The following is a 23,732-nucleotide window of genomic DNA, read 5'->3' as shown; positions in this document are numbered from 1 at the left end:
AAGGGTCCGGCCGATCGGCGCACGAGAAACGGCGATATTCCGCGCCTTGTCGCGTAAGAATCCGTAACCATGCCAGTGTCATGGAAAGGCCGCATCCTTATCCTGCGCAGCTAAAATTTCCGGCATGACTACATCGGTATTGATCGTCGACGACGACCCGGCAGTGTGCGACCTGCTGAGCCGCTTCCTGACTACGCGCGGGCTCGACGTTACCGTCCTGCACGACGGCACCGCCTTGCGCCGGAGGCTGGAAGTCGAGCGACCGTCCATTGTGGTTCTGGACATCATGATGCCCGGCGTGGACGGCCTGACCGCGTTGCGCCAGGTGCGCGCCGCCGGCGACGACATTCCGGTGATCTTCGTCACCGCGCGCGACAGCGTGACGGAAAAGGTGGAAGGCCTTGAACTCGGTGCCGACGATTACCTTTCCAAGCCCTTCGATCCGCGCGAACTGCTTGCGCGTATCGATACGGTTTTGCGACGGCGCGCGCCCGCTTCCTCCGCGCGTCCCGAAACCCGCGCCAGCGAGCGTTTCGGCCGCTTCGAACTCGACTTCGTCACGCGCGCGCTGGTGAGCGGAACCGAGCGCATCTCCTTGCGCGACAGCGAATTCGCGTTGCTCAAGGTGCTGGTCAAACATCCGTACAAGATCTTGTCGCGGGTGCTGATCCACGATCTCGTGCATCGGGACGACGCCACTTTCAGCGACCGTAGCCTGGACGTACCCATCTGGCGCTTGCGGAGGATCATCGAAGAAGACCCGGCCAGTCCGCGTCACGTGCAGACCGTGCGCGGCCAAGGCTACGTGTTCATTCCCGATCCCGACGGAGTCCGCGACCGCCCCGATTCCGCAGCGCCGGTATGAAGCTTTTCGGCAAATCGGCCCGCGGCTTTTCTGGCCGGAACAACCCGTTCAATTCGCTGTTCGGGCGCATGGCGCTCATTTCGCTCGTCGTGCTTTTCGCCGTGCAGGCTTGCTGGTTCGCGGTGCTGACCGTGCAGCGTCCTCATCACGATGCCGAAGGTTACGCGCGCGGTCTCTTGCTCGTGCTGGCCGCCGCGAACGACGACGCCCGCCAGGGCGTGCGTATCGCGCCGGCGCTGAACGCAAAGCTCGTTCTGGCCGCGAATCTTCCCGACGGCGTCGCCTTGCGCGAGCCGGATCACGGCCCGGTCGTGCATCTGGTGCGGGAGTTGCGCAATATGCTCCCGCGCGGCGCCCAGATTGCCGTCGATGGCCCGAATCATTCGCCGCGTCTGTGGGTCCGTTATCCCGATAATCCGAACTGGATCGTGACGCCGGTGGACTTGCCCGAGGCGGCGCCGATTCTGGTCGAATCCGTGGGCATGTTGCTGGCGGCCGTGATCCTCTCGCTGGTGGCCGCGTGGCAGTTGCAGCGGCCTTTATCGCGTGTCGCGCAAAGCGCGCGGCAATTCGGCACAGGTGAGCGTCCGGTGCCTGTCGAGGAGCGCGGTCCGCGCGAATTGCGCGATCTGATCCGCGCGTTCAACCAGATGATGCGGCAGATCAACGACGCCGACGACGAAAAAGCCGTGATGCTTGCGGGTATCGCGCACGATCTGAAAGCGCCGCTCACGCGCCTGAAATTACGGGCGAGCGTGCTGGTAGATGACGACGCGGAGCGCGCCCATTTCATCCGCGATATTGATTCGCTCACGCGTATCGTGCAGCAGTTTCTGGAGTTCGCGGCGAGCACGCCTTCGGTGGGACCGGCAGTTGGCGTCGATGGCTTCCTGGCGGAACAGTTTGCGCACGACGAAGCCGGCGACAACGCGTTGTTCCGGCTGGAATTGCTGGCGGGCGAAGGATTCCGGTTGCCGCGGACATCGCTTGACCGGCTGGTGACAAATCTGGTCGACAACGCGCTCGAACACGGCGCGCCACCCGTCGATATCAGCACGGCCCGGCGCGGCCACGAATGGTTAATTACAGTGCGTGACCATGGCAACGGTATTCCGCCCGAGCGTCTCGCCGATGCCCGCAAGCCCTTCGTGCGTCTCGATCCGGCGCGCGCCGGCGACGGCCATTGCGGACTTGGCCTGGCGATAGTCGGCCGGCTTGCACGCGAACTCGGCGGCCGATGCGAAATAAGCAACGCGCCAGAGCACGGCTTGATCGTGCGGATCGTGGTTCCTGTGATGGCCGGTTATCCCGGCGCGGACGGCGGCGCGGTATCTCAAACCACGCGCGCGCCGCAAGCCGTCATGGCTTCTTGAATACGGCCTGTTCGAGCTGATCGAAGTTGAAAGGTTTTGGCAGCAAGGTCGCGTCGTTCAAATCATCGCCCAGTTCCGCCGCGATTCCCGCGCCATAACCCGATGCCAGCACCACGCGCACGCGCGGCTGCACACGCTTCGCCGCGCGCGCCAGATCGAGGCCCGACATGCCGGGCATGCGAACGTCGGTGAGCAGGACATCGAATGTCTGGTTGCCGATCAGATCGAGCGCAGCCTGGGCGCTTTCCACCGTTTGAACCTCGGCTTCGAGCAGTTCCAGCAACTCGCGCGTGGCTTCGCGCGTGTTGACATCGTCTTCCACGATCAACACGCGCAGCGGACCTGCGTAGTCTCCTGCGTTCCCTGCTTGCGCCACTTGTTCTACTTCCTCGGCTTCCGGTTCGCTTGCTTCGGCGCGCAGCATCGAACGTACTTTGCGTGCGAGCGCGTCGCGCCTGTACGGTTTGCTGATCAGCGCGACGCCGGGATCGAGCCTGCCGCCATGAACGATCGCGTTTTCGGTGTAGCCGGAAGTGAACAGCACTTCCAGCGACGGCAGCATGTCCCGCGCGCGCCTCGCCATATCGACGCTGCGCAGCGGCCCGGGCATCACCACGTCGCTAAAAAGCAAGTCGATGTGAACGCCGCTTTCCAGCACGTTGAGCGCGCTTTGAGCGTCGGCGGATTTCAGGACGTTGTAGCCGAGTTCGGTCAGCGTATCGACGACGGTTGCGCGCACGTTCGGATCGTCTTCCACGACGAGGATCGTTTCCGTGCCGCCCATCACCGGTTCGTGCGAAGTTTCCACGCGCTGCGCTTCTTCTTCCATCGATCGCGGGAGGTAAAGCTTGACCGTCGTCCCCTCGCCCGGTTCGCTGTAGAGTTTGATGTGGCCGCCAGTTTGTTTCATGAAACCGTAAGCCATGCTCAGGCCCAGTCCCGTGCCGCGGCCTTCCGGCTTGGTCGTGAAGAAGGGCTCGAAAGCCTGCGCCAGCACGTCGGGCGCCATGCCGGCGCCAGTATCGGACACGGCGATCATCACGTACTGGCCGCTGCGAACTTCGTCGTAATGGCGGGTGTATTCGTCGTCGAGCATGGCATTGCCGGCTTCTATGGTCAGGCGGCCGGCGCCGTCCATTGCATCGCGGGCATTGATGGCGAGATTCACGATCACGTTCTGCAAATGGTTCGGATCGGCCAGCGTGTTCCACAGTCCGCCCGACACGACCGTTTCCAGTTCGATGGTTTCGCCCAGCACGCGGCGCAACATGTCGTCCGAGCTGCGCAGCAAGCGCGCGATGTCCAGCGCCACAGGCTCCAGCGGCTGGCGGCGCGCGAATGCAAGCAACTGCGACGCGAGCTTCGCGCCGCGCTCGACCGCTTCGTGCGCGCTGGCGAGCCGCCGCGCCAACGTCTCGTTTCCGCCTGCGATTTGTGCCGCAAGCTGCAAATTCCCGCCGATGACCTGCAGCACATTGTTGAAATCATGCGCCACGCCACCGGTCAGCTTGCCGACGGCGTCCATTTTCTGCGACTGTGCGAGCACCGCCGCCGTCTCGCGACGCTCCGCTTCGCTTGCGCGCAGCGCGGCCGCAACTTCATCGATACGCTGTTCCAGCGTCTCCTTGTGCTGCTCGAGCGCTTCGGCAAGACGCTTTTGTTCCTGCAACGCTGTATCGAGCGAACGCAGATTGAGCACGCGCTCGGTGATATCGCGGGAAATCGATACAAGCCAATCCACGCCCGCTGAACCCTTCACCGGCGAAACCGTGACCTCCCAGTATTTCGGCGTGCCTTTTGCCGTCGGGCAAAGCGCTTCGAACCGCGAATGGTTTCCCTGCAGCGCGTTTTTGATGGCATCGCTTAATAAAACGCGCGATTCCGCCGGCCATAACGATACCCACGACTTGCCCTTGAACGGCGCGAAGTCGTCGATTTCCATCAGGCAAATGCCGTTCGCGTTCATGAACTCGAGCGTGCCGTCGGGCTTCAGGATCTTGATGCAATCGGTGCTGCCATTCAGCACGCTGAGGAAAAACGGATCGGAATCGTGCGCGGTCTGATGGGCGGGCGCATTGCCCAAGTCTGTGTTTGGGGCTGGTTCCGGCTCCGCGGGCTGAGGCCCGAGCGGGAAACCGAAAGGAATGTCGGCGCGGGCTGCGGGTTCGGGCGTCGGAAAGCATTGCGCACCGGTGTCGTCGAGACGTGCGATCGCGGGATCGGGATTAACTGGATCGGTCATGAATCGGCGCAGGCGAGGGAACAGCGGCATCAGCGCGATGCAAAAACGAACCACAGCGCTGGGAGTGAACGGTAGATGGAAGCAAGCATTGCGCCAGAGGAAGGCGTGCTGCGGCGCGACCGGTTCAGGCTCTGCAGCAAGCGCTTCACTGAGACGCAGACGTCTGCATTTCATCTGCGACGTGTAAAAAACGTCATGCCGGGCTGTATTTCTTGCTCGGTTTTATATTTGGGAAGCGCCAGCCGCGACAGCGGCAACCAAGCAGGATGTCATGCATTTCCCTGATTGCGCCTGCATTGACGCCACAAGCTCGCTTGCCGCTCAATTGTTTTGCTCTACAGACCGTGGCGCGCGCGCTTCTTGCTCGCCCTGATGCTCCCCGCGAAGCGTTGCACGCGGGGCCTGATCTCATGACCGGCATCCGATGTTCAGCCTGTCATTCATAACCGGCCGCGTTCACGCGATGCGACATCTGGAGACACCCATGCCTTTGGCAACGACTCACGCTGCTCATCTACCGCGTTTTTCATCGGCATTCGCCGCCGCCGTTCACGACGGACTCACACACTCGCCACAGAAAGAATTGCCCTCGATGTATCTGTATGACGAAGTCGGCTCCGCGCTCTTCGAGGTCATCACCGCGTTGCCCGAATACGGCGTGACGCGCGCGGAAGAGCGCGTGCTGATGGCGCATGCTGCCGAAATCGTGGCTGAATTGCCGCGCACGGTGACCGTTGCCGAGCTGGGAAGCGGCAGCGGGCGCAAGACACGACGCATTCTGGAAGCGTTATCGAAGAAACGGCCGAATGGCGCGACCGAATACTGTCCAATTGAAATTTCGCCTGCCGCGTTGCAATTGTGCAAGCGGGAACTCGGCGACATAGAGCGTGTATCGATTGTCGGTTACGAACGCGACTATCTCACCGGCCTCGCCGAAGTCAGCGCGAACCGGCGCGACGGCGAAGTGTTGCTCGTGCTGTTTCTGGGCAGCACGATCGGCAATTTTTCGCGGCTCGCGGCGACGCGGTTCCTGAAATCGGTACGCGGCATGCTGAAACCCGGCGACGCGTTGCTGCTCGGAATGGATTTGCTCAAGCCGCTGGAAACGCTGATTGCCGCATACGACGATCCGATCGGCGTCACGGCCGCGTTCAACCTCAATTTGCTTGCACGAATCAACCGCGAACTGGACGCCGATATTCCGCTCGACGCGTTCAAACACGTCGCGCGCTTCAATCCCGATGCACGCAGCATCGAAATGCATCTGCGCGCAACGCGGCCGGTGAAGGCGACGATTCGCGCCGCCGAACTGACCGTGGAGTTCCGCGAAGGCGAAACGATCTGGACAGAAAGCAGCCATAAATACAGCGCTGATGAAGTGGGACCGCTGGCATCGGACGCGGGATTTCAATGCGCCCGGCAATGGATCGATAAAGAATGGGGATTTGCGGAGAGTTTGCTGGTGGCTTCGTAAGGATAATTGCCGGCACTAACGTCCCTGGCGTCACGAACTGCCTGGCCGATTGCATGGTCGAGCAGCATCGGACAATGGGGACGCTTTAAATCAGCTGAGCAAGGACATAAAAATCAATGTTGCTCGAAGCGCTCAAAGCGCTTTTCGATGTACCGCTCTTCGCTCATCAAATCCGTGACGCGCGCATGCGGCGGTCCGCGACGCAGCCATTCAAGCATCAGATCGACCTGATTTGCGGGCCCCTGGATCATCGCTTCAACGGAGCCGTCGTCGAGATTCGCGACCCAGCCCCGCACGCCTAGCGAATGCGCCCGCCGCAACGTCGCGTGACGGAAACCCACGCCCTGCACCACGCCTTTCACACGCACGTAATACGTTTCTATTCGAGTATCCAGATCCGGACTCGGCATGTTTGCTTCTCCTGAATGATCTTGACTGACTGACTGATGCGCCGTTCGAGGCAAAAGCTTTCGAGCGGCAGCCTTGAACCGGCCGACGCCCATCAGGCAGCATTCTAGACAAGACCAGAAAAACGGACAGCGCGCGCAACTATCCCAGGCGGAACGGCTGCGCGGTTTCCCCGACGTTGCTGGTCGCGCGCCGCGCCACTGCTTCGCGCGGCACGGTGACTTCGAAGACCGTGCCATTTTCAGCGTCGGAGCGCACTACCACGCGGCCGCCGTGCATCTGTGCAATCTCGCGCGTGATGTAGAGCCCAAGCCCCAATCCGCCAGTTTCATGCTGCGGCCGTCCCGAGCGATACGGCGCGAAAATCGTCGGCAAAACATCCAAAGGAATTTCGCCGGCGTTCTGCACCACGATCGTCACTTCGTCGGCGTTTTCGCCGTTCAACCGTACATGAATTGGCGAGCTTTCGCGTCCATGCGTCAGCGCATTGCCGATCAAATTCGAAAACACTTGCGACAGCAAATCGCCATCGCCTTGAATCAGCGTATCGCCTTCGCGAAAGATAAAGATGCGCCCCTTGCCCACGCGCGCCTCGTATTCCTCGACGATATTCTTCGCCAGCGTCAGCAGTTCCACCGCTCGCGGCTGCAGCGTCACGCGTCCACCGCGCAAACGCGCGAGGTTGAGCAACTGGTCGACCATGCGCACCATCCGCATGCCGCTGCTCTTGATGCGCGTACCTATGTTCGCGACGTTTTCATCGGGGACAAAACGCGCCAGATATTCCGCCGATGCAATCACCGCCGACAACGGCGTGCGCAAGTCGTGGCCGAGCACGGCCATCAGCATTTCGTTGGCATCGAGCAGTTGCTGGACGGTTGCAAGCTGCGTGGCCAATTGCTGTTTCTGCTTCTCGATCTGGATGAATACGTCCACCTTCGAATTGAGAATGCGCGAGTCGTACGGCTTGTAAAGAAAATCCACCGCGCCGGCTTCGTAGCCACGGAATGTGCGTCCGGTATCTTGCGCGGTCGCGGTCAGGAAGATGATCGGGACGTGCGCGGTCCGCGGGCTGCCGCGCATCAGTTCCGCCAGCTCGAAACCATCCATGCCGGGCATGTTGACATCGAGAATGGCGAGCGCGACCTCGTGCTTGAGCAGCAATTCGAGCGCCGCAGGTCCCGAACTGGCGGCGAGCACGGAAATGTCCGGGCGCGCCAGCGAAGCTTCGAGCGCGGTGATGTTGTTCTGGACATCGTCGACGATCAGAACGTAAATCGGTTGCTTGTTGAGTTCCATTAGCGGAGTTCCATTAGCGCGTCAGCTCCAAGTCAACCTGGTTCACGTCGCAGATCCTTGTCCAATGCCACGCAAGCGCGCGGTCATCGCGTCAATTGTAAGAACATCGTGCACGCCGCCGCGCGCGATGGCGCCGAGCGGCATTGCGTTCGACACCGCCGTTTGCGGGTCCTGCACCCAGCATCGGCCGCCCGCGTGCCTGATCGCCGCAAGGCCGCGGGCGCCGTCGTCGTTCGCGCCGGACAGCACGATGCCGAGCAGTGAATCGTCGAAACACAGCGCCGCCGACTCAAACAGCACATCTACCGATGGCCGCGAAAACCGCACGGGTGGATCGACGGAAAGCGAGATCGTGCCGTCGGGCTCGACCAGCATGTGATAACCCGGCGGCGCGAGATAGATCGTGCCGCCAGCGATCGCGGCTTTGTCGTCGGGCTCGACAACCGGCAACTTGCAACGCGCGGCAAACAACTCCGGCAACAGGCTCGGCGAGTCGGCGCGCACATGAACCACGACCAGCACAGCCGGCCGGAAACCCGCAGGCAGCGCCGGCAACAACTGGCTCAATGCCTCCACGCCGCCCGCGGACGCACCTATGACGATGACGTCGATCGCGGCCAGCGCACTGAAAGACTCTTCCGGTGCTTTCATGGTTAAACCTTCTGATACAGGCGCTCGCGCGCATCGAAGTCAGAAAAGCTGTCCGCGTGTTTCGAAAAACGGATGCTTTCCTTGCTGCCCAAGCCCAGAAAACCGCGTCGCACGAGTGAATCGTTGAAAAGGCCCAGCGCACGATCCTGCAATGCGCGATCGAAATAGATCAGCACGTTGCGGCAAGAAACAAGATGCGCCTCCAGGAACACGCTGTCGGTAGCCAGGCTGTGATCGGCGAAAACCACGCGCGACTTGAGCGTCTGCGAGAATTTCGCCGCGCCGTAAGCCGCGTGATAGTAGTCCGAGAGCGAACGCTTGCCGCCGGCCGCCAGGTAATTCTGGCTGAAACCCGCCAGCCGATCCAGCGGATAGATGCCGCTTTCGGCTTGCCTGAGCGCGCCGGCGTTGATATCGGTAGCGTACAAAACCGTACGGTCCGCGATATTTTCTTCCGCGAACAGAATGGCGAGCGACCACAGTTCCTCGCCCGTGCTGCATCCGGCAACCCAGACCTTGATGGACGGATACGTCTGCAAAATGGGCACGACCTGTTCGCGGATCGTCCGGAAATACGCGGGGTCGCGGAACATTTCGCTGACCTGCACCGTCAGGTACTGGAACAAACGCGAGAACAAGGTTGGATCGCGGAGAATCCGTTCCTGCAATTGCGAAAGCGTGGGATATCCAAGGTCGATCAACGCCTGCCCCAGGCGCCGGCGCAGCGAGCTCACGGAGTAATGGCGGAAATCGTGCTGGTATTTCAAGTAGACGGCTTCCAGCAGCAGCTTCAACTCGATGTCGAAGATGGCTTCGTCCGCGTCTTTTGGGGTCCGGTTCGGCATCTCGACTCCGCCTACCGTTGCCGCAGCCAGACGCGGCACAGCGAAACCAGCTTGTCCACATCGATTGGCTTCGAAATGTAATCGTCCGCGCCCGCTTCCAGGCATTTCTGGCGATCGCTCGCCATGGCTTTCGCGGTCAGCGCGATGATCGGCAGGCGCGCGTGTTCAGGGTCCTTGCGGATCTCCGTCATGGCGGTGAAGCCGTCCATCTCCGGCATCATGATGTCCATCAGCACCAGATCGATATCCGGATGTCGGGCCAGCGCGTCAAGCGCCTCGCGGCCATTGCGCGCAATTTCGAGCTTTGCGCCAAGCGGCTCGATCACGTGCGACAACGCGAAGATATTGCGGACATCGTCCTCGGCGAGAAGGATGGTGCGGCCCTCGAACACGTCGTCACGCTGGCGGGCCGCGCGCAACATCCGTTGTTGTTCGGGCGGCAACGCGCTTTCCACGCTATGCAGGAACAGCGTGACTTCATCGACCAGGCGCTCCGGCGACTTTGCGCCCTTGATGATGATCGACTTGGAGTAGCGGCGCAGGCGCTGCTCTTCGTCTGGCGACAGCACACGTCCCGTGTACACGATCACCGGCGGCGACGCATGTTCCTGCGCCGTCGAGACACGTTCCAGCAAGTCGTAACCGGAACCGTCGGGCAGCGCCAGATCCATCACGACGCAATCAAACGTGCCGCGATTGATCTCGTCGATAGCTTCCGCGATCGTCCCTGCTTCCACGATCTCCACGGTCTCGCTTTGCAGCAACGCGTGGATGCTCTGGCGCAGCGCGGGGTCGTCCTCGACCACGAGCACACGTCGCGTGCCTTGAGCGGATCGCGCTTCGAGCTTGCGGATTGCGCCCGCGAGCGTTTCACGTGCGCTCGGTTTGAGCGTGTAGCCTATCGCGCCGAGGTGCAGCGCGACGTCGGCGTGATCCGTCGATGAAACCACGTGGATCGGGATGTGGCGCGTCAACGGGTCGTGCTTGAGCCATTCGAGTACGGTCAGGCCCGATTGATCGGGCAGGCCGACATCGAGCAAGATTCCGTTCGGCTGCAACTCGCGCGCGAGTTCCACGCCGTGCGTCGCGGTCGTCGCATGGACGAAGTCGAACTCGAGTTCGTGCGCGAGGTCGTGCAGGATATGCGCGAACCGCAGGTCGTCTTCAATCGCGAGAATCACGCGATCGGGGCGTTTGCGGTTGGCGCGGTCATCGGGAATAGGTTGCGGCACGTGATGGCTCGCGACCGGCGCGCGCCACAACGAGGGATCGGACATATTCGATGCCGCCTGCGCCGCCAGATGCGCCGGCGCGTGGCTCTGCACGGACGCGTCCTGGATTTCGACCACGGCTTCGGAAATTTCCGCGGGCTCGTTCATATGGCCGATCACATCGAGTTTCGCCGTGACCGTGCCTTCGCGCACGCTCAACGGCAGCGTGACGGAAAACACGCTGCCCTTGCCCGGTTCGCTCGCAACGCTCACCGAGCCGCCGAGCAAACGCGAGAATTCCCGCGATATCGACAAACCCAACCCGCTGCCGCCATATTTGCGGCTGGTGGTGCCATCGGCTTGCTGGAAAGCCTGGAAGATCAGGTCCTGTTTGTCGCGCGCAATGCCGATGCCGGTATCGCGGACATCGAAACGCAGGGCGTTGTCGTCGTTATCGGCTTTATGCACCGACACTGTCACTTGCCCGCGCTCGGTAAACTTGAACGCATTCGAAAGCAGGTTGCGCAGCACTTGCTGCAGCCGCTGGTTGTCCGTGACGAAATACTCCGGCACGCTCTCGGCGCGTTCCGTCACAAGTTTCAGCCCTTTCGAATCCGCGACCGGCATGAACGATTGACGCAAGGACTGCAGCATTCCGTCGATGGCAACCGGCGCGAACTGCACGTCCATTTGCCCCGCTTCCACCTTCGACAAATCCAGGATGTCGTTGATCAGCGAAAGCAGATCGCTGTTCGATGAATGAATGGTCGCCGCGTAGCGCACTTGTTCGTCGCTGAGATTGCCGTGCTTGTTGTCCTGCAAAAGCTTGGCGAGGATCAGCGAGCTGTTGAGCGGCGTGCGCAACTCGTGCGACATGTTCGCGAGAAACTCGGACTTGTACTGGCTCGCGCGCTCAAGCGCCAGCGCGTTCGTCTCGAGCTCCTTTTGCGCGCGCAGGAGTTCGGCCTTTTGCCGCTCGAGGCTGTGCGTGTGCTCTTCCAGCCGCACATTGGTCTGCTCGAGATCGGCCTGCTGCGTCTCCAGCCGCGCCTGCGTGTCCATCAGCGCGCGGCCGCGTTCCTCGAGTTCTTCGTTCGATACCCGCAGCTCTTCCTGCTGGACCTGCAATTCCTCGCTTTGCCGCTGGGTTTCCTGCAGCAACTCGACCATGCGCGCCCTGTACTGCGCCGAACGCAGCGCCATGCCCATGGCTTCGGACGCGTTTTCGAGCAACTCGCGTGTATCGCTGAAGGAATTTTCCTCGCCGATAAAACCCAGTTCCAGCACACCGGTCACGTTGCCGTCGGCCATCATGGGCGCGACCACGCAATGGCTCGCCGACGCCGATCCAAGCGCCGAGCCGACCTTCAAAAATTCCGCCGATGCCCCCGTGATCTCGATGGCGCGTTTTTCATCGAGCACTTGGCCGGTCAAGCCCTGGCCACGCTTGATCCGTTCGGGCGCGGCGCTTTCCGCGGGCAACGCCCAAGCCGCGATGCGCACGAGCGCGTCGCCATCGCGGGCATACAGCACGCCGACGCGCGCGCCCACATATGGCACGACCGAACGAAGGATGCCTTCGCCAATCGAAGCAGGGGTGAGATCGCCGCGCATTTGCAATCCGATCTCGACTTCGCCCTGCTTGAGCCACGCGCTGCGTTGCAGGTTCAGCCGCGTTTTGATATAGAGATGCCCCACGCCGGCAAGCACGAACATCACGATCACGCCGATCACCCGGTTGATCTGCAACACGAACGTGGCGACGACCGCATCCCCGGTCGTGAGATAGAAACCCAGCACTGTCAGCACAGACGCTGCGCCGGCGGTCAGGAACGGCACGCTCGGCCGGTCGACCCACATGCACAATGCGACCGGCAGCATATAGAACACCCAGATGGCGATTCTCAGCGGCGTGAGCCAGTCGACCGCGAACACGATCGTCAGCATCAGGACGATCGCAAAATAGAGCCACACGGAGCGGTTTCGGCTGTCTATACGCATTGGCGATTGGATATTTTTGAAGATTTTGTCAGGCGCCGAAAAGGCAGCACCGGACCATAGCACGACCCGCGAGCCCTTGTCACATATGGGCTTGCGCCGATCAGGACGCTTCGAAAGACGCGCAACTGTTACCTTTCAAGACAGAATTAGAGGAAAAAATGACTGACCCTGTACATGGTCGCAGCGCGCATGTGCCCAACGGAATCGTCCTTGTTACGGGTGCGTCCGGGTTTGTTGGATCGGCGGTCGCGCGACTAGCGCGGGAACGCGGCCTCGACGTCCGCGTTGTGATACGCAAGACCAGTTCCCGGCGGAATCTGGAAGGCCTCGATGCGGAAGTCGTCTTCGGCGACATGCGCGATGAAGCGTCGATGCGCGCCGCCATGAAGGGCGTGCGCTACCTGATGCATGTGGCCGCCGACTACCGCATCTGGGCGCGCGACCCGAGCGAGATCGAGCGCGCGAACCTCGAAGGCACCGAAGCCACCATGCGCGCAGCGCTTGCCGAAGGCGTCGAAAGGATCGTGTACACGAGCAGCGTCGCGACGCTGAAGGTAAATCCGTCAGGCGATATCGTCGATGAAACCAAGCCCGCGCAAGCACATCAGACGATCGGTGCGTACAAGCGCAGCAAGGTCCTGGCCGAGCGCGCAGTCGAGCGCATGGTCGCGAGCGACGGCTTGCCGGCGGTGATCGTCAATCCGTCCACGCCAATCGGCCCACGCGACGTGAAGCCAACGCCGACCGGGCGGATCATCGTGGAAGCGGCGACGGGCAAGATCCCGGCTTTCGTCGATACCGGCCTGAATCTCGTGCATGTGGACGATGTCGCGAACGGTCACTTTCTCGCACTGGAACGCGGCGTGATTGGCGAGCGCTACATTCTGGGCGGCGAGAATTTGTCGCTTCAGCAAATGCTCGCCGATATCGCCGGCCTGGCCGGACGCAAGCCTCCGACCATCAAGTTGCCGCGCGGCCCGTTGTATCCGTTGGCGGCGGGCGCGGAACTGTTTGCGAAGTTCAGCGGCAAGGAGCCGTTTGTCACTATCGACGGATTGCGGATGTCGAAGAACAAGATGTACTTCACGTCGGCAAAAGCCGAACGCGAACTCGGATACACCGCGCGGCCCTACGGCGAAGGACTCAGTCACGCGCTCGACTGGTTCCGCGAGAACGGTTATCTGAACCGCTGAGCTTCGAGCATACGTTGCGTTTCAAGCGCACCAACACGCATTTTGTTACAACACGTGGCGCGCCGCAGAGAACGCAGCGGTTAAAATCGCACGTTCGATGCAGGCAAGAAAAGGCATACACCGCATGAATTTAACCGACCAGCTCGGCGCGCTGGAATCAAGCCTCGATGAACTGATTCTGGCCGCTGCTTCCCCGTCTCCTTCCGTTTCTGTTGCTCCTGAAGCTGGCTCCGTGGCCGATTCCGCGGCCGATTCCGCTGCGGACGCGGTGGCCGCAGTGGCTGATCCCGCGCCCGCGCCCGATGCAAAACCCACGCTGAACGTCTCGCGCCCCGAGCAGAACGTAATCGAGATGAATATCGGCGGGAAGTCCGTGGCGTTGAGTCCGGAAGGCGTGTCGCAACTGATCGAGGAACTCTCGAACGCGCGCGCTTCAATGACCGTCGATCAGCCAAAAGAATTGCCACCCGGATGGCGTTATGTCGCGACAAAAAACCCCGTGATGGCCACGCAGCGATATCCGAATGGCGACCGTTTGCTGGTGCTGCGCCATACCGGCCACGGCTGGGTGCCGTTCTCGTTTTCGCCCGATATGGTGATCGAGCTGTACGCCATGCTGACCCAGCGGTAAGTGCCAGAGTTCGCGGGCCGCGGTCGTTTGCACCGGGCCTACGCGATTCAGCTTCTTACGGCGCCTGGACGCGTGCTTTCCACTGCCCGCCTTTCCCGCTCCAGAACCGCACCGCCGATCCCACCGTCGCGCTGACATAAAACAGCGCGACCAACGGCAGCAACGGCGCCCACAAGATCGAGCGACGGTAATAACGCAACATTGGCGCGTACGCGCAGCACATCGCAATCCACGCAAGCCACGCCGGCCAACCCTTTGCACCCAACGAAAGCGCAACGATGGGCGGCGCAAGATAAATCACACACATGCCAATCAACGTGCCCACGAGCAAAAGCGCCGAGTAACGAAGCTGCGTGAACGCCGTACGCGCGATCATGTTCCAGACCTCGCGCCAGTCGTCGTAGGGACGCAGCGATTCGCTGTCGGCGGCAAGATCCAGACGGATAGGGCGTGCCGCGTTCACGCCATTGCGAAACTTGATGCGCGAAGCGAGGCTGCAGTCATCGATAAGCTCGCCGCGTATCGATTCGATTCCACCCGCTTCCACCAGCGCCGAGCGCCGGACCATCATGCAGCCGCCCGCCGCGCCCGCCGTGCGGCTTTGCACGTTGTTGACCCACGAAAACGGGTACAGCTTGGCGAAGAAAAACACGAACGCCGGGATCAATGCCTTTTCCCACGTGGAATCGCAGCGCAGGCGCACCATCAGCGAAACGAGATCGCGGTCTTCCAGGATTGCGCGTGCAACAAGCTGCGACGCGGCGTTGGCAGGATGCTGGATATCGGCGTCGGTAAGCAACAGGTAGTCGGCCGGCAAACCCAATTTGTCGATAGCGCCAATCCCCTGCGATTGCGCCCACACCTTGCCCGACCAGCCGGCAGGCAAAGGCGCAGCGGTCAGCACCGTCAAGCGGTCTTCCAAGCCCAAGTCACGTGCTGCGGCTTGCGCGACGTCCGCAGTGCCGTCGGTACTATGGTCATCGACAACAATCAGATGAAACGAGCCCGCATAGTCCTGCGCGAGCAAAGAAGCGACTGCGCGGCCGATTACATCGGCTTCGTTACGCGCCGGCACGACCGCGACCACTGCGGGCCACGCGCCACGACGTGCGATTTCGGCCTGTCCAACGGCGTGAACGGTGCTTTCGCTCAACCGCTCGATGGCCTGGGCACGCCAGAAACCGCCGCGGGCGAACAGCAGGACAATCCAGATGAGAAGGGACAACCAGGCAATCAGGAGCATCGTCAGTTCGGTTCTACAAGTTCAGTACGGGTTGGATAAAGGCAATACCACCGGTGCACGGCGGACCGCTTCGGCAGGGCGCAACTGTACGCTCAAACGCTTATGCAGGCTCGGTGAAAGGGTTGCCTGCGGGCTTCGAAGCCGAGCACCAAGCATGCATCGTCGCAGCGCTTCGTGTCGATATACCGTTCGGCTAACGCGCCAATATGAAACGCTTGCGCACGTTTAATTTGTTCGAAAAAGCGAGCACGCGCGGTTCGCCGCTTTCATCGATGTAAATTTTGTTGGCTGGACGCAACGACCGGCGACGGATAATTCAGCCATCGCAAATCGAAAAAACGATACAAATCAGTCACTCGCGTGCGATTTAGCATCGTCGCCACGCCGTCGGCTTGTGTCTGGCCGCTCGCTATTGCAACGCCAATGCGTCGTCTATACGCCTATTTAACGCTGGATTTACCGCGATTATTTGCGCAATTGATTCGATGGTTCGCCATGTAATGTTTCGCACCTTCCATGCAAATCCAGCGGCCATGAGTTTACGACATCCCCGAGCACGAAAAAAATCGACCCTGCCGTGCGAAGTGGAAACGACCGCGTGACAAGCATCCAAAAAGCGAACGCGTTAGAATACGCGGTCAAGTTCGGCCTTAAAGTTGAAACGAATGATCTGTCATCAGGCAATTGTTTCGTGAAGCTTTTCGGAGAAGCTTTAATTTTGCTTACAACAAATCGACCGGATTTGATCGAAGCTTAGCCGGTTCCATTCGAAACCCGCGCCAGTCGGAGTTCGCCCGAATATGCGTATTATCCTTGCTCAACCCCGCGGCTTTTGTGCGGGCGTGGTCCGTGCGATCGAGATTGTCGATCGTGCGTTAGAACGACATGGCGCGCCCGTCTACGTGCGTCATGAGATCGTTCACAATCGGCATGTCGTCGACAATCTGCGTAGCAAGGGTGCGCGTTTCGTCGAGGAACTCGATGAAGTGCCGCACGGCGCCGTCGCCATTTTCAGCGCGCACGGCGTGGCGCAAACAGTGGAAGCGGACGCACAAGCACGTGGGCTCGATGTTCTCGATGCTACCTGCCCGCTCGTCACCAAGGTTCACGTACAAGGTCGGCAATACGTTGCGCAGGGTCGTACGCTGATCCTGATCGGTCACGCCGGCCATCCCGAAGTGGAAGGCACGATCGGGCAGATTCCGGGCACCGTGGTATTGGTGCAGAGCGAAGCCGAAGTCGCCACGCTCTCGCTGCCGGCTGACGAACCCGTTGCGTATGTCACGCAAACCACATTGTCCGTGGACGATACACGCGGCATTATCGACGCGCTGCACCGGCGTTTCAGCGACATCGTCGGGCCGGACACGCGTGACATTTGCTACGCCACGCAAAATCGCCAGGCTGCGGTGCGCGAACTCAGCACGCAAGTGGACGTGTTGCTGGTGGTCGGCGCCACGAATAGTTCGAACTCGAACCGCCTGTGTGAGATCGGCGCCGAAACCGGTGTGCCGAGTTACCTGGTAGCGGATGGTTCGGAAGTGAAGGCCGAATGGTTTGCGGATGCGCAGGCGGTCGGCATCACGGCTGGCGCGTCGGCGCCGGAAGAAATGGTCAAACACGTTATTGATGCACTGCGCGCGCTGGGTCCTGTCGAGGTAACGACAATGTCCGGCCGCGAAGAAAAAGTTGAATTCAAACTCCCCGCGAAGTTGACGAAGCCGCTTGCAGTGGCAACGGCTTCCGCCACCGCCCTTCGCGAAGATTAAGGAGCACACGCAATTGTCTATTCCGATGCTGCAAAAAGTCCGGGTTGGCGCATATATCGCGCGCCAGCATTTTATGCGCAACAAGCGTTATCCGCTCGCGTTGATGCTCGAACCGCTGTTTCGCTGCAACCTGGCCTGTAATGGCTGCGGCAAGATCGACTATCCGGATCCCATCCTGAATCAGCGTATTTCCATGGAAGACTGCCTCGCCGCCGTCGATGAATGCGGCGCGCCAGTGGTCTCTATCGCCGGCGGTGAACCGCTGCTGCACAAGGAAATGCCGCAGATCGTGAAGGGCATCATCGCGCGCAAGAAGTTCGTGTATTTGTGTACGAATGCGCTGTTGATGGAAAAGAAGATGGACGACTACGAGCCGAATCCGTATTTCGTCTGGTCGGTTCATCTCGACGGCGACAAGCAGGCGCATGACCATTCGGTGTCGCAAGACGGCGTGTACGACAAGGCAGTTGCGGCCATCAAGGAAGCAAAGCGCCGCGGTTTCCGCGTGAACATCAACTGCACGCTGTTCAACGACGCCGATCCGGAACGCGTGGCGAATTTCTTCGATACGCTCGGACCCATGGGCGTGGACGGCATCACGGTTTCGCCGGGTTATGCGTACGAACGTGCGCCGGACCAGCAACACTTCCTGAATCGCGAAAAAACGAAGACGTTGTTCCGCGACATCTTCAAGCGTGGCGACAACGGCAAGCGCTGGTCCTTCAGCCAGTCGAGCATGTTCCTCGACTTCCTGGCCGGCAACCAGACGTACGAATGCACGCCCTGGGGCAACCCGGCTCGCACCGTCTTCGGCTGGCAGCGTCCGTGTTATCTGCTCGGCGAAGGTTATGTAAAGACCTTCAAGGAACTGATGGAAACCACCGAGTGGGACAAGTACGGCACGGGCAAATACGAAAAATGCGCCGACTGCATGGTGCATTGTGGCTTCGAAGCGACCGCCGTGATGGACACGGTTGCGCATCCGCTGAAGGCAGCACGCGTCGCATTGCGTGGTCCGCGCACCGAAGGCGCCTATGCGAAGGACTTGCCGGTCGACAACCAACGCCCGGCGGAATTCGTGTTCTCGAAGCACGTCGAGATCAAGCTGGAAGAAATCGGCCGCGCCAAGACCAACAAGGGCGGCAAGCAAACGACGACGGCTGCGGCCTGAGTTTTTTAGCAGATTGTGTTTTATCGGCTAGATGACTGGCTGCTGAAACGGCGAGCAAAAGGACGGGTGGATAACGTTGCGTTGAGCAGCGTATTCCACCCGTTCTTGTTTTCGAGACGCGCTTTCGCCGAGCCCGTGTAGCATCGCGTGTTTCAGGCAAACCAGCAGGACGCTATGGCCGACTTCAACGTAATGATCAACCTCGGCAAAGCCGACCTCGACGACTATCTGCTTCTTGCAAAAGCATTGCGCAAATCTGGCTTCAGCGAGACGAAGGCTGCGCAAGTAGCGGCGGATTATCGGTTGCTGCCGGCATCGTTCCGATATTCGAGCAACACTGAAGACATGATCGCAGTCAGGGAGAAAGCGTTGAAATCCGCAAAGAATGTTTCCTCTGCAGCGATGGTGCTCGTATCGGAGTGCTGAGTGCGCTCAAGAGAAACTTGGTGCGCATAAAGTTCGCGTGCATGTGATTCCGGCGAAAACGCATCACCGCAGAATTCACCAGATGGTCTTTACATGCGCGTACGCCCTGATCTTTAAATCTTTTGTTACCAGGGGCGCACCGAACTTCCTTGCCGTTGCCACGATCAATCGATCTGCCGGGTCTTTGTGAAACTCGCCCGGTAGTTTGACGGACCTCGTGGAAATCTCCACATCGATTGGCTCGAACCGAACACCCGGAATCTGCTGCACCTGCGCCAGCCAATGTTCGACGTCCATTGAGAACGCGAGCGTCTCTCGCTCTACCAGCATCGCGATTTCCCAGGCGGTGATCGTGGACACGACTATCTCGCCGCCCGCCCGTTCGCGCTCGATAGCCAATTTGGCTTTTTTGCTCAGCGAAGGATCGTTGCTTACCCACCAGATCAGCGTGTGCGTATCCAGGACGATCACTGAGCAGCCTCCCAATCGTCTTCCCCGATTGGGTCCGTCGGATTTTCGTAGCGTAAAAGCGAACCGCGAAGAAGATCGAGCGGATCCCGTGCATCGTCTCTATAAGGACGCACCTCTAACGTCGGGCGGCCATGATCAGTCACGATCAAACTCTCGCCCGACGATTCAACCTGGCGGAAATATTCAAGCGCCTTCGCCTTGAATTCCGATTTCGAAACTTGCCGATTCGGCATATTTATGCCCCTAGTCATATGTCTATGGTCATTTTAGCCGTGAATGACTTTTAGTGAGCAAAAAAAAACAGCCGGCTATCGCCGGCTGCTTTTTTCCGTCTACCTCGTGGACGCTTATTCAGCCGTCCGTGCGTTATGCGTGGTCAGGAATTTGATCAGGCCGTCCACGCCGCCCTTTTGCAACTGTCCGGCGAACTGCGTCTGATACACCTGAATCAGCCAGGCACCCATCATGTCGATGTCATAGATCTTCCAGCCGTCCGGCGTTTTTTCCAGCCGATACCGCACCGGATTATCGCCGCCTGTCGAATACACGTGGGACTGGACAACAGCGTCCTTGCCGCCTGCATCGAGCGTGGGGGAATCGAACTTGAACTTCACGTCTTCGTCGCGTAATTGCGATAGCGAGGACGTGTAAGTGCGCACCAGCAGCGTCTGAAATTGATCGTAAAGCTGTTTTTGCTGTTCCGGCGTCGCCGTGCTCCACGCCTTCCCAACGGCAATGCGCGTGGTGCGCTGAAAATCCGTCGCCGGGACGAAGCGCGTCTGCACCAGTTGCGTGATCTTGGCCATGTCGCCGCCACGCGCTTGCGGATCGGCCTTCATCGCGTTGACCGTTCCTTCCACAGCGCCTTTCACCACAGCGTCAGGACTTGTTTGCGCGAACGACGCGCTGGAAAAAAACATCGCCGAAAAAGCGAGGGCGACAAGGGCAATACGAGCGGGCAAATAGCGTTTCATACGACCGAGAGTTCGAGTATTGGAGGGCGATGTCCAGCCGGAAGCGAAGTCACCTACCTGACGATCTTCGTATCAGCCTGGATTCGATGCAGCGTCAGTATATCGACCGGCGCATCGGTGAACAGTTCATGGAAGTTTCGAGCCGGCTTCCTGACGGCGCATCGGCATTGCATCGATAGTCGATATCAATTCCCGCGCCGAGATCGGACGCGGCGAATCGATCTTGACGCCGCCATCCTTGCCGACCAGTAACGCCCGAAAACCGTGTTGGCCCACGCCGAAACGCTGCCTGAGCGCGCTGGCGTTTTCGCTCGCGCCTTTGACCGTGTCGCCGATCACCTCGACCAGCGCCAGATCGCGCTCCTTGAATCCCGGACCCGTTTCCGCGACGGCCGCCCGCTGGGCAGCGAGATCCGCCGATTGCGAATCGGCCGCGAAGATCACGAGCAGGCGATCGTGCCACGTATGTTGATCGATGGAAACGGAAGTGGCAGCGAACGCAAAATGGCTTGCAAAAGCTGTAGCGAGAACAGGTACTAACAGGGAAAGTTTCATGGCGGCGCCTCCTGATGCTTCATATTAAGGCGCGCGACGAAACCGCGCTGACCGCGCGCTTCAGGTTCCCGTGGGCAACTGCGAACGCAATTCCTTGCGCATCACTTTGCCGGTTGGCGTCATGGGAAGTGCATCGACGAAACGAATCTCGCGCGGATATTCATGCGCCGCGAGCCGCGTCCGCACGTGTTGCTGAAGCTCGCTCACGAGCGTTTCCCCGCCGACAAAACCCGCGTTCAGCACAATAAACGCCATCACGATTTCCGTGCGGGCAGCATCGGGCGCGCCGATAACCGCTGCCATGCTCACCGCCGGATGGCGCAGCAGGCAATCTTCAATAGGCGCCGGCCCGATGCGATATCCCGCGCTCGTGATCACGTCGTCATTGCGCCCGACGAAGCGGATAAAACCATCGGCATCGCAAAGACCGAGGTCGCCGGTGAGCAGAAACGGGCCGCGGAATTTATCGCGCGTGGCCGGCTCGTTGTTCCAGTAGCGCAGGAACATGACCGGATCCGGCGACTCGATCGCGATATTGCCGGGCGTTCCCGCCGCGAGTTCGGTGCCGTTATCGTCGACGATTATGACGCGATGTCCCGGCGCGCTACGTCCGATCGCGCCCGGTCGCGGCTCGAACAAGCTCGCGCACGATGACACCACCACGTTGCATTCCGTCTGCCCATAGAACTCGTTGATGGTCACGCCGAGCGCTGCGCGTCCCCAGGCGATCAGTTCTTCCCCAAGCGATTCCCCGCCGCTCGCTACCGCGCGCAGCGACAACTTCCACTGCTCGGGACGCGCGACCGAGCGCATCATCTTCAGCGCGGTCGGCGGCAGGAACGTGTGCGTGACGCCGTGGCGCGCCATCAGGTCGAACGCGGCGGGTCCATCGAATTTTTCGAAACGGCGCGCGAGCACCGCAACGCCGTGATGCCACGATGGCAAAAGTACATCGAACAAACCGCCGATCCACGCCCAGTCGGCGGGAGTCCACATCAGCTTTGCGTCTTTCGGAAAGAGCCCTTGCGACATTTCCACACCGGGCAAATGACCCAGCAACACGCGATGTGCGAGCAATGCGCCCTTGGGTTTGCCCGTTGTACCGGACGTGTAGATGATGGCGGCGGGGTCATCGGCGGCGGTATCTGCGGGCGTGAATGCGTCCGTTTCCCCGCGCACAGTGTCCCAGAACATGTGGGCATATTCAGGCGCGTGCTCGTCATGCTCTCCGCCCACGTAATACGCGGCCTTCAGGTCCGGCAGCGTGTCGCGGATCTGCTCGAGCTTCTGGAAGCCCGCGTGATCGGTGATGAGCGCGGCGGCGCCGCTATCGGCGAGGCGATACTGGATTGCATCCACGCCGAACAGCGCGAACAAAGGCACCGCGATGCAACCGGCTTTGTAGATCGCCAAATGCGCGATGGCCGTTTCCGGCGATTGCGGCAGGAAGATCCCGACACGATCTCCACGTTTCAACCCTGCGCGCGTTAAGGCGTTGGCAAATTGATTGGACAGCGACTTGAGTTCATCGAAGGTAAAACGCGTTTGCTCGCCATTGCGCGTTTCGTAGATGAGCGCAATGCGGCCCGAGCCGTCAGCCCATTTGTCGCAGACATCCACGCCGATGTTGTATTGCGCGGGCACTTGCCACGCGAACGCGGCGTTCAGGGCATCGTATGAATCGGCTGCGGGAAGCATTGTTTCTTCCTTGATTTAAAGGTTATTCGTCGGCTTGTTGCAGGCCGGAAGGCGGCTGGTAGCGCGAAAAACCATTGAACTCGAGCGTACGCTCGGACGCGGCCAATGGCCACGAATGCCGGGCGTTGGGCACGCCGCCATCGACACGTATCACCGAACCGCTGATAAACGCCGACGCCTCGGATAACAAAAATACGGCCGCGGCAGCAAGTTCGGATTCCGTACCAAATCGTTGCAACGGCACCTTGTGTTTGAGCTCGCGCAGCAATGCGCGATAACGCTCGCCATAGCTGTCCATTCCCGCCGATGCAATCCATCCGGGCGCCACGGCGTTCACGCGCACGCCGGCATAGCCCCATTCGCACGCCGCGGTTTCAGTGAAGTTCCAGACGCCCGCGCGCGCCGCGCCGGAGTGGCCCATGCCGGGCATGCCGCCCCAGATATCGGCGAGCATGTTGACGATCGCGCCGCCGTGATCGCGCATGTACTGCGTGAAGCATTCGCGCGACATCAGGAAAGTGCCATGCAGGTTGTTGCGCACGACGGCGTCCCAACCGTTGAGCGAAATCTTGTCGAGTGGCGCGGGGAACTGGCCGCCCGCGCAATTGAAAAGGCCATCGAGTTGCTTGTAGTCGGCGAGCGCGGCCGCTACGACTTGCTTGACGCTGGTTTCGTCGCGGATATCGCACGCATGGCAGCCGATGCGGCCCGCGCTCTCCGGATAATCCGCGGCGAGTTCGTCACGAACGGCTTCAAGTTTTGCGAGCGTTCGCCCGATCAGCACGACCGACGCACCGAGCGATACCAGTTCGTGCGCCGTGCATCGACCGAGTCCGCTGCCGCCGCCGGTGACCATGACAACCTTGTTTTCGAAGAGACCGGGGCGAAAGACGGAGCGGTATCGATGTGTGGATTGCATGTCGGATTCGCCTGGTAGGAGCGTTTGAGTAAAACTCATATTTCTGCTGTACGTCAAGTTGGGAGATACCTGTAAAGCTGGTATCGACACGTCCTGAAAGTTGAGCGTAACTCAGAATTAAATGTGATTCGTCTTTTATCAATGCTCTTGCTGCCGCGGCTGGGTATCAAAAATTTGAATGCAAAGGCCTAGCGCGCGCCATCCCACTCGCTCCTTTCCTTTCTCCAGACAAGACCACGTTTTCGCCAGCGCGGGCCTTTGTCCATCGGTCATCTGAGAAGTTCACTTTATTCAATTGAAAACGATTGTTACT

21 protein-coding genes are annotated in these 23,732 nt (G+C 60.3%); 8 read left to right on the top strand and 13 right to left on the bottom strand.

The genetic code is table 11. The features are described 5' to 3' along the window. Positions 1-124: 124 nt before the first annotated feature. Positions 125-865 carry a response regulator gene (locus tag ASG35_RS23225; protein WP_056363244.1) on the top strand — a complete coding sequence of 247 codons (741 nt, stop codon included), beginning with the start codon at positions 125-127 and terminating at the stop codon, positions 863-865. Next, complete coding sequence (locus ASG35_RS23220; protein WP_235527680.1) at positions 862-2,238, top strand: ATP-binding protein; 1,377 nt, start codon at positions 862-864, stop codon at positions 2,236-2,238. The genes ASG35_RS23225 and ASG35_RS23220 overlap by 4 nt, the downstream gene beginning before the upstream one ends. Here ASG35_RS23220 and ASG35_RS23215 read toward each other — a convergent pair. Then, entirely contained in the window at positions 2,225-4,480 is a 2,256-nt protein-coding gene (locus tag ASG35_RS23215; RefSeq protein WP_200945776.1) for a hybrid sensor histidine kinase/response regulator, read from the bottom strand. The genes ASG35_RS23220 and ASG35_RS23215 overlap by 14 nt on opposite strands. 484 nt (positions 4,481-4,964) lie before the next feature. On the opposite strand from ASG35_RS23215, the gene egtD reads away from it, so the two are divergent. Beyond that, complete coding sequence (gene egtD / locus ASG35_RS23210) at positions 4,965-5,954, top strand: L-histidine N(alpha)-methyltransferase (protein WP_056363238.1); 990 nt, start codon at positions 4,965-4,967, stop codon at positions 5,952-5,954. Between the two features lie 113 nt (positions 5,955-6,067). Here the strand turns inward: egtD and ASG35_RS23205 are convergent, their stop codons facing one another. The 5 genes from ASG35_RS23205 to ASG35_RS23185 all read right to left on the bottom strand — a co-directional run bounded on the left by ASG35_RS23205 (position 6,068) and on the right by ASG35_RS23185 (position 12,315). After that, positions 6,068-6,364: an acylphosphatase gene (locus ASG35_RS23205; RefSeq protein ID WP_056363235.1), complete on the bottom strand. Its 297-nt coding sequence runs from the start codon at positions 6,362-6,364 to the stop codon at positions 6,068-6,070. 139 nt (positions 6,365-6,503) lie between these two features. Then, positions 6,504-7,661, bottom strand: coding sequence for a hybrid sensor histidine kinase/response regulator (locus tag ASG35_RS23200; protein ID WP_056363231.1), 1,158 nt, complete (start codon positions 7,659-7,661; stop codon positions 6,504-6,506). Between the two features lie 42 nt (positions 7,662-7,703). Next, positions 7,704-8,312, bottom strand: a complete 609-nt coding sequence (locus ASG35_RS23195) for a chemotaxis protein CheB (RefSeq protein ID WP_056363229.1) — start codon at positions 8,310-8,312, stop codon at positions 7,704-7,706. A gap of 2 nt (positions 8,313-8,314) precedes the next feature. Next, entirely contained in the window at positions 8,315-9,157 is an 843-nt protein-coding gene (locus ASG35_RS23190; protein ID WP_056363828.1) for a CheR family methyltransferase, read from the bottom strand. 11 nt (positions 9,158-9,168) lie between these two features. Continuing rightward, positions 9,169-12,315, bottom strand: a complete 3,147-nt coding sequence (locus ASG35_RS23185) for a response regulator (protein ID WP_056363826.1) — start codon at positions 12,313-12,315, stop codon at positions 9,169-9,171. Positions 12,316-12,527: 212 nt separating this feature from the next. Between ASG35_RS23185 and hpnA the strand changes: the two genes are divergently transcribed. Next, complete coding sequence (hpnA, locus tag ASG35_RS23180; RefSeq protein WP_056363226.1) at positions 12,528-13,562, top strand: hopanoid-associated sugar epimerase; 1,035 nt, start codon at positions 12,528-12,530, stop codon at positions 13,560-13,562. A 124-nt stretch (positions 13,563-13,686) separates the two neighbouring features. After that, complete coding sequence (locus ASG35_RS23175) at positions 13,687-14,193, top strand: hypothetical protein (RefSeq protein WP_056363223.1); 507 nt, start codon at positions 13,687-13,689, stop codon at positions 14,191-14,193. Positions 14,194-14,248: 55 nt separating this feature from the next. On the opposite strand, the gene ASG35_RS23170 is transcribed toward ASG35_RS23175, so the two are convergent. Then, complete coding sequence (locus ASG35_RS23170; RefSeq protein ID WP_056363221.1) at positions 14,249-15,436, bottom strand: glycosyltransferase; 1,188 nt, start codon at positions 15,434-15,436, stop codon at positions 14,249-14,251. Between the two features lie 800 nt (positions 15,437-16,236). On the opposite strand from ASG35_RS23170, the gene ispH reads away from it, so the two are divergent. The 3 genes from ispH to ASG35_RS23155 all read left to right on the top strand — a co-directional run bounded on the left by ispH (position 16,237) and on the right by ASG35_RS23155 (position 18,802). Then, entirely contained in the window at positions 16,237-17,205 is a 969-nt protein-coding gene (gene ispH / locus ASG35_RS23165; RefSeq protein ID WP_056363218.1) for a 4-hydroxy-3-methylbut-2-enyl diphosphate reductase, read from the top strand. Between the two features lie 13 nt (positions 17,206-17,218). Further along, positions 17,219-18,376, top strand: coding sequence for an adenosyl-hopene transferase HpnH (gene hpnH / locus ASG35_RS23160; protein ID WP_056363824.1), 1,158 nt, complete (start codon positions 17,219-17,221; stop codon positions 18,374-18,376). Between the two features lie 174 nt (positions 18,377-18,550). Next, positions 18,551-18,802: a hypothetical protein gene (locus ASG35_RS23155; RefSeq protein WP_056363215.1), complete on the top strand. Its 252-nt coding sequence runs from the start codon at positions 18,551-18,553 to the stop codon at positions 18,800-18,802. A 75-nt stretch (positions 18,803-18,877) separates the two neighbouring features. Here the strand turns inward: ASG35_RS23155 and ASG35_RS23150 are convergent, their stop codons facing one another. From ASG35_RS23150 to ASG35_RS23125, 6 genes are all read right to left on the bottom strand, one after another. Continuing rightward, complete coding sequence (locus ASG35_RS23150; protein WP_056363211.1) at positions 18,878-19,273, bottom strand: type II toxin-antitoxin system VapC family toxin; 396 nt, start codon at positions 19,271-19,273, stop codon at positions 18,878-18,880. Then, complete coding sequence (locus ASG35_RS23145) at positions 19,270-19,506, bottom strand: type II toxin-antitoxin system Phd/YefM family antitoxin (protein WP_056363207.1); 237 nt, start codon at positions 19,504-19,506, stop codon at positions 19,270-19,272. Before ASG35_RS23145 ends, ASG35_RS23150 begins: the two co-directional genes overlap by 4 nt. A gap of 114 nt (positions 19,507-19,620) precedes the next feature. After that, positions 19,621-20,247 (bottom strand): MlaC/ttg2D family ABC transporter substrate-binding protein, encoded by a 627-nt coding sequence (locus ASG35_RS23140; protein WP_056363205.1) that lies wholly within the window; start codon positions 20,245-20,247, stop codon positions 19,621-19,623. Positions 20,248-20,373: 126 nt separating this feature from the next. Beyond that, complete coding sequence (locus tag ASG35_RS23135; protein WP_056363202.1) at positions 20,374-20,802, bottom strand: DUF4174 domain-containing protein; 429 nt, start codon at positions 20,800-20,802, stop codon at positions 20,374-20,376. 60 nt (positions 20,803-20,862) lie between these two features. After that, positions 20,863-22,500 carry an acyl-CoA synthetase gene (locus ASG35_RS23130; RefSeq protein WP_056363200.1) on the bottom strand — a complete coding sequence of 546 codons (1,638 nt, stop codon included), beginning with the start codon at positions 22,498-22,500 and terminating at the stop codon, positions 20,863-20,865. Positions 22,501-22,522: 22 nt separating this feature from the next. Beyond that, positions 22,523-23,419 carry an SDR family oxidoreductase gene (locus ASG35_RS23125; protein ID WP_056363198.1) on the bottom strand — a complete coding sequence of 299 codons (897 nt, stop codon included), beginning with the start codon at positions 23,417-23,419 and terminating at the stop codon, positions 22,523-22,525. Between the last annotated feature and the right edge of the window lie 313 nt (positions 23,420-23,732).

This window comes from Burkholderia sp. Leaf177, assembly GCF_001424345.1.
In the GTDB taxonomy this organism is placed as follows: domain Bacteria; phylum Pseudomonadota; class Gammaproteobacteria; order Burkholderiales; family Burkholderiaceae; genus Caballeronia.
Note: the sequence above shows the minus strand (reverse complement) of the source record. Positions and strands in the feature narration are given on the sequence as shown.